This is a genomic window from Massilia sp. NBRC 108631, assembly GCF_059704565.1.
In genome coordinates this window covers 1-6953 of the sequence record NZ_BAAKJE010000215.1, presented here as the reverse complement: position 1 = coordinate 6953, position 6953 = coordinate 1, and the positions used below count along the sequence as shown (strand labels likewise).

At 66.2% G+C, this 6953-nt stretch carries 4 protein-coding genes and 2 pseudogenes; 2 read left to right on the top strand and 4 right to left on the bottom strand.

Annotated features, from left to right (window positions below; translation table 11 throughout):
* Together AC6H42_RS23635 and AC6H42_RS23630 are read left to right on the top strand one after the other, a co-directional pair.
* Positions 1 to 1461, top strand: a pseudogene (locus tag AC6H42_RS23635) (TonB-dependent receptor); the annotation flags it as partial.
* On the top strand, positions 1461 to 2651 hold the full coding sequence (locus AC6H42_RS23630) for a glycerophosphodiester phosphodiesterase family protein (protein ID WP_057157639.1): 1191 nt from the start codon (positions 1461 to 1463) through the stop codon (positions 2649 to 2651). The pseudogene AC6H42_RS23635 and the gene AC6H42_RS23630, both read left to right, overlap by 1 nt.
* A 48-nt stretch (positions 2652 to 2699) precedes the next feature.
* On the opposite strand, the gene AC6H42_RS23625 is transcribed toward AC6H42_RS23630, so the two are convergent.
* The 4 genes and pseudogenes from AC6H42_RS23625 to eno all read right to left on the bottom strand — a co-directional run.
* Positions 2700 to 3866, bottom strand: coding sequence for a hemin-degrading factor (locus AC6H42_RS23625; RefSeq protein ID WP_497549079.1), 1167 nt, complete (start codon positions 3864 to 3866; stop codon positions 2700 to 2702).
* Positions 3867 to 3881: 15 nt separating this feature from the next.
* Positions 3882 to 6152 (bottom strand): TonB-dependent receptor domain-containing protein, encoded by a 2271-nt coding sequence (locus AC6H42_RS23620; RefSeq protein WP_497549078.1) that lies wholly within the window; start codon positions 6150 to 6152, stop codon positions 3882 to 3884.
* A gap of 101 nt (positions 6153 to 6253) precedes the next feature.
* On the bottom strand, positions 6254 to 6610 hold the full coding sequence (gene ftsB, locus AC6H42_RS23615; protein ID WP_057157636.1) for a cell division protein FtsB: 357 nt from the start codon (positions 6608 to 6610) through the stop codon (positions 6254 to 6256).
* A 43-nt stretch (positions 6611 to 6653) separates the two neighbouring features.
* Positions 6654 to 6953 (bottom strand): annotated as a pseudogene (eno, locus tag AC6H42_RS23610) (phosphopyruvate hydratase); the annotation flags it as partial.

The following is a 6953-nucleotide window of genomic DNA, read 5'->3' as shown; positions in this document are numbered from 1 at the left end:
CGCAACTACTACAGCGACGCGCAGCGCAAGGATTACCTGGGCTACGCCAAGTTCGACTGGCGCCTGGGCGAATCCACCACCTGGAGCAACCAGGTCTACCATCACGACGACGACGGCGTGGGCGTGGTGGCCGGCCCGATCGGCGTGGCCGGCCTGCCGGCGCTGTTCGCCGTGTACTACCCCAACCAGAACCTGAAACAGGTGTTCGGCGGCTCCGGCTACGCCACCCGCACCACCGAGTACGACATCAAGCGCAGCGGCGTGCTGTCCACGCTGCGCAGCGAGTTCGGCGACCATACCGTGCAAGGCGGCGTGTGGTTCGAACATAACCAGTCCTCGGCCTACCGCCGCTGGTACGCGCTGGACGTGAACAACCCGAGCTCGCCATACGACCGCCCTTCCGATCCGCTGATCACGCAATACGGCAGCACCATCGACAACAAGGTGATCCAGTTGCACCTGCAAGACGAATGGCGCGTGCAGCCGGACCTGGTGCTGCAGGCCGGCTTCAAATCCAGCCTGCAGGACGCGGACGGCCAGTTCCCGGTGCAGCCGCGCAAAGGCGCCATCGCCGGCGGCTCCAGCGCGCTGCCGGTGGGCCAGATCGAGACCAGGAAATGGTTCCTGCCGCAGATCGGCGGCCGCTGGGACGTAACGGCGCAGGACCAGCTGTTCTTCAACGTGCAGAAAAATATGCGCCAGTTCGTCACCTACGGCGGCGGTGGCGCGTCGCCATGGTCGCTGGCCAGCCAGCAGGCGTTCGACCTGTTCAAGTCCAGCGCCAAGCCGGAAACCTCGGTCACCTATGAAGCAGGCCTGCGCAGCAACCACCAGCTGGACTGGGGCATGCTGAAAGCCTTCGACGGCCAGGTCAATGTGTACCACGTGGACTTCAAGAACCGCCTGCTGCAGATCAGCCCCACCCCGGTGATCTCGGCCATCATCGGCGGCAATCCGGTGCTGGCCAACGTGGGCAGCGTGAAGATCGACGGCATCGACCTGTCTGGCACCTTCCACTTCGGGCGCGGCTTCTCGTTCTACAACGCGCTGTCCTACAACCGTTCCACCTACGAGGACAACTACAGCAACGGCGCCACCGTGGTGCCGACCGCAGGCAAGACGGTGCCGGGCAATCCCGAGTGGATGAACAAGTTCGTCGCCACCATGACGATAGCCGGCACCGAGTTCCAGCTGAGCGGCGACTACGTGGGCAAGCGCTACGCCACCTACACCAACGACCTGGCGGTGCCGAGCTACTTCCTGCTGGGCCTGGGCGTGTCCGGCCAGCTGCCCTTCCTGAACGGGGGCATCGTGAAGAACGCGCGCTACCGCGTCAACGTGAGCAACCTGGCCGACCGCATGGGCAGCCTGAACGTGGTCGTGGGCGCGGCGGACAAGACGTACAATACCTTCCCGATCGCGCCGCGCCAGGCCTTCCTCACCGTGATGGCAGACTTCTGATGGACAACATCCTCAACGCGCGCCGCCTGCTGTCGCGGCGCGGCTTTATCGGCAGCGTGGCCGCCGGCGGCAGTGCGCTGCTGGCGCCGTCCGCGTTCGGCGCCGGCGGCATTGGCGCGGCGGCTGCACTGGCCGGCGGCCCCGGCTCGCTGGCAACTGGCCTGGGAGCGGGCGGCAGCGCCCGGCCGCTGGTGTTCGCGCATCGCGGCGCCAGCGCGCTGCGGCCGGAGCACACGCTGGCGGCGTACGCGAAAGCCATCGCCGATGGCGCCGACTACGTGGAACCGGACCTGGTCTGCACCAGGGACGGTGTGCTGGTGGCCCGCCACGACGCCTACCTGAACGAAACCACCGATGTGGCCCGGCGCGCCGAATTCGCCAGCCGCCGCACGCGCAAGACCATTGACGGCCAGACGCACGAAGGCTGGTTCGTGGACGACTTCACGCTGGCCGAAATCAAGACGCTGCGCGCCGTCGAGCGCATTCCCGAATCGCGCCCCGGCAGCGCGCAGTTCGACGGCATGTTCCAGGTGGTGACGTTCGAGGAAATCATCGACTTCGTGGCGGCGCAGTCGGCCGCCGCCGGCCGCGTGATCGGCCTGGTGCCGGAGCTGAAAAGCTCGGCCTATTTCGCCGGCGTTGGCCTGGCCCTGGAGGACCGTTTCTTCTCCACGCTGGCCGCGCACGACTACACGCGCCGCCACCCGGTGGAGATCCAGTCCTTCGAGGTGGCCAACCTGAAATACGTTCGCGACAAACTGGGACGGCGCGCCAATATCCGCCTGATGCAGCTGGTGGGCGCGCCTGCGCAACGCCCGGCGGACGTGGCTGCGGCCAACGGCACCCTGACTTACGGGCAGATGTGCTCTCCCGCCGGGCTGAAGGCGATTGCGGCCTATGCCGACGTGGTGGCGCCGCCGACGCGCATGCTGATAGCGCTGAAGCAGGATGGCTTCCTGGCCGAGCCGACTTCGCTGGCTGCCGATGGCCGCGCGGCGGGACTGCGCGTGGAGACATGGACGTTCCGTCCGGAGAACCGTTTCCTGGCCGCCGATTTCCGCGACAGCGCTGGCGAGCATGCGCGCAATCCGGCCGGCTCGGTGGCCGAGATCAGGCGCTATCTGAAGTTGGGATTGGATGGCTTCTTTACCGACGACCCGGCGCTGGGGCGCAAGGCGGTGGATGGTTGAGGCTCGGCGGGTTACGGTTACGCGCAATCCGCCGGGTCCTCCGCAGGCTCAAGCCTTCGGCAAATTGCGCGTCAGGTCGACCCAGGTTTGCGGCTGCGGCTTGGCGCGCTCGCGCACGCCGAAGAAGGTCACCACCAGTTCGCCGTTCTTGTCGAAGAACTCCACCGACGTCACCCCTGCGCGCTGCACCACGTAGCCGCTGTTGAAGGCACTCTCGCGCAGGTGCAGGTTGAAGTCCGGGTCCAGCACGTTGTACCAGTCGCCGCTGGCGGCGGTTTTCTCGATCACGCCGCTGAAGATCTGCGTCACCGAACCATTGCCCAGGAAGGCCATGATGGGCAGCTTCTGTTTGGCCGACTCGTCCAGCAGGCTGCGCACCGCTTTGGGCGACACGCGCTGCACCACGCCTTCAGGCGCCAGGCGCATGGCCTGTTCGCGCGAGATGCCGAACTCGCCCAGCAGGCGGTTGAACTGGTGCACGTCCGTCATTTCCTTCCAGGCCAGCTGGAACTCTTTCACGTCCACTGCGCTGTCGGCTTTCTCTGCCTGCTTGGGCGCGATCGGCACCACGTTCAGCGCAGCGTTCTGGTCCGGCGCACGGAAGTCCGAAACCAGCTTGTCGAAAATGCCTACCGCGGCCTCATTCTTCAGGTACAGCTTGTGCGCCGCGGTGCCGGTGGCGTCGAAGAACTGCAGGCTGCGCGAGACCTGGCCATCGCGGCCCGGTTGCACCACCGCGAAGGCGTGCTTCCAGTTGGCGAAGTTGAAGCGCAGGTCGATCTCGCCGCCCAGGTAGCCGCCGGCGATATTGCGCATGCGCGCTTCGCGCTCGGGATCGTTAGGCGCGCCAACTGCGGCCTGCGCCCCTGCCGCGTCCTGCGCCAGGCGGGTGGCCACGCCGGTACGCTCCAGCACGCCGTTCTCGTTGCGGGTCAGGGCCAGCACTTTGCCCAGGTCCAGCGCGCGGCGCATGATTTCGCGCGCGGCGTGGTCATCGTTCTTCAGCAGCGTAACGGTCTTGCCGATGCCGGTGGCCAGCAGTTCGGCTTCGGACACATTCAACGCGCGCGCCGCGTCGCGGATCTGCAGCTTGGGCTGCTCGGCGCGCAGCTTTTCCCAGCGCTGGCCGAGACTGGCGTCCGCCGCCATGGCAGGCACGGCGCCCAGCATCAGGGCGCTGGCCAGGGCCAGTGCAATTCGGTGATTCTTCTTCATCATGGTCTCCAAAAATCAGTACATCAGTTTAAAGGTAACGGCGTAATTGCGCCCGGTTTTCACCTGGCGTTCGATATCGGCCAGCGCAGTGGCGCTGGTGCCGGCGGCCAGGGTGCGCGCGCTGGCGTAGTCCCAGTACTTCTTGTCGCCCAGGTTGTAGGCGCTGGCCGTGACGGTGGCGTTCTTGCCGACGTTGAAGTAGGCGGTCAAGTCCATCACGGTCGATGCGGGCACGGCGAACAGGGCGGCGGTGGCGCCGGTCACCACGTCCGGCTTGGCCTGCTTGGCGCGCACGTGCACGGTACTCAGGGCCACGCCGCCGCGCTGGGCCGGGTCGTCCCATGCCAGCGTGGCGCTGCCCTTGTACGGCAGCACGGTGGCCAAGTCGCCCTTTTTGCCGGTCTTGCTGTTGCTGGTGGTGCCGCGCGAACCGCCCGCCGCCAGCGCCACGCTGGCGCCTTGCAGCGGCGCGGACCACTGGCCCAGCTCGAAACGGCTGCTCATTTCCACGCCCCAGATGTCGGCCTTGGCCACGTTTTCGGGACGGAACAGGCCCTGGCTCAGGGTCGGGTAATTGACCGGGTCGGCCGGCTGCGCCACGTATTCGATGAAGTTCTTGTACGCGGTGTGGAACATGGCCGCGCTGAACTGCACACCCTTGCGCGGCTCGCCTTTCACGCCCAGCTCGAAGGCGTTGCTGGTTTCCTTTTCCAGCTTGGCGTTGCCCAGCACACCGTAGCCCTGCCCTGCGCCGGTGTAGCTGAAGGAGTCGTAGGTGCTGGTGCGGTCGGCGCCGCTGGGCATGCGCGCGCCGCGCTTGTAGCTGGCGTAGGCATTGAAATTGGGCGCCAGTTCAACCGACAGGCCCAGGCTGGGCGCCACATAGCTGTCGCTGTCGTCCTTCAGTTCCTTGGCGGCGGACGGCACGGCGATGATGTAGTTCTCCAGGTTCTTCGGGCTCAGCTTGCGGTGTTCGACGCGCAGGCCGGGCGTCAAGGTGGCGTTGTAGCCGGCCAGCGGGAAGGCGATCTCGCCGCGCACATAGGCCGCGATCTTCAGCGTGTCCATGTCCGCCATGCGGTTTTTCTGGGTGATCTGGTGCGTGGTGGAGCCCACCACCGTGCGGTCCTCGCGCCACGGGCGGCGGGTTTCCACGTCTTCCAGCGTGAAGCCGTAGTTCAGCAGCGTGGCCGTGTTGAGCTGCTTGCCGGCGTCGCTGGCGATGCCGATGCTCTTGTTGTACAGGCCGGTGGCGATGTCGCGCGTGTACGGGCGGCCGCCGGTGATGTAGGGCGCGTGGGTGTTGTCTTCCACTTTCGCGTCCTGCACGAAGAGGCGGGTGTCGACGGTGTCGAACAGCGGGTAGCCGGTGCCGGTGTAGCCGTGGTCCAGGCTGACGCGCGTGCGGCGCGTGGCGGAGGCTTGCTCGGAGCCTTCGGGATACAGCGACAGCTGCTTGTTCTTGATTTCGCGGTCGTGCTCGGACTGGTAGGCGTCCACCGTGAAGCCCAGCTTGTGGCCGGCCACCGGCGCCCAGCTGAATTTGCCCAGCAAGGCGTCCGACGACCAGTCGTCCGGATTGAACACGGCGTTGCCCTTGCTGCGCAGCTGCTGGCCGTCGCGGTGCACCAGCACGGCCAGCGCCTTCAGCGCGCCGAAGCCCATGGCGCCGGTGAGCGCGTGCATCCTGGCCTTGTCGGCGGAGGTGTAGCCGAACTTGTATTCGGCGTAGCTGTTGCGGGTGTCGCTCAGGTAGTCCTCCGGCGACTTGGTGACGAAGGACACGCTGCCGCCCAGCCCGGGCGTGCCCGCCCCTGCCGCGGTGGTGCCGGAGCCGATGCGCACTTCGCGGAAGGTTTCCGGGTCGAAGTAGTCGCGGCCGATGCCGAAGCTGTTCAGGGTGTTGCCGTCCGGCTTGGGGGCGGCGTCCGGCAGCGAGATGCCGTCCAGGTCCAGCGCCACGCGGTTGCCTTCGATGCCGCGGATGTTGAAGCCGGTGTTGCCGGCGCCATCCCAGATATTGCCGGAACCGATGCCGGCCGCCGGCACGCTGATCAGCGGCTCGTAGCGGGCCATATTGGCCATGTCGGTGGCGGCACGCCGGGTCAGCTCGGCGCTGCCGACGACGGTGGTGGTGCCGGTCTTGGACAGCGCTTCGTCGCGCTTGGCGGTGACCAGGATTTCATTCAGTTGGGTGGTTTGCGCCAGCGCCGGCGCGGCGGGCAAGGCGAAAGCGCTCAGCAACAGCGCGGCAAGGCGCCGCTGGCGCGGAAGGATGGCAGCCATGAAGTTCCAGATAAGGTGAGATTAAAGCTGGCTCTCCCTACGGGCGTCGCTGGCAACAGCGCATCTTAACAAGAATGATTCTTATTTACAAGCTATGGTGATTATCTGGCAGCGCGGCTATCGGCAGCGGGCGCGGTGGCGGCGCCCGGTGCGGCAGCAGCTGCGGCTGCTTGCGGCTGGGTCTGGCCCTTGCCGAGAATCTGGATGTAGATTTCGTTCTGCTTGATCATGCTCAGCTCGAAGCGGGCCCGCTCTTCGACGGCGCCGGTGCCGTCCTTCAGGTCGCGCACTTCGGAATCGAGCTTGGCGTTGCGGCTTTTCAGCTCGTCATTTTTTTTGTGGGCCACGGCCACCTGGTCTTCCAGGTCGGCCACGCGCAGCCAGCCGCCTTTCCCCAGCCACAGCGGGTACTGTATCAGCAGCAGCAAGGCTGCCAGTGCAAGGGTAATCAAACGCATATGGGGGTAGCCAGCCAGGACACGCCTGGCTGGCGTGGTACTATTACTTCAGGTTGTAGAACGCGTCACGGCCCGGGTAGGAAGCGATGTCGCCCAGGTCTTCTTCGATGCGCAGCAGCTGGTTGTACTTGGCCATGCGGTCCGAACGGGACATGGAACCGGTCTTGATCTGCAGCGCGTTGGTGCCCACTGCGATGTCGGCGATGGTCGAGTCTTCGGTCTCGCCCGAACGGTGCGAGATCACGGCGGTGTAGCCGGCGCGCTTGGCCATTTCGATGGCGGCGAAGGTCTCGGTCAGGGTGCCGATCTGGTTGATCTTGATCAGGATCGAGTTGGCGATGCC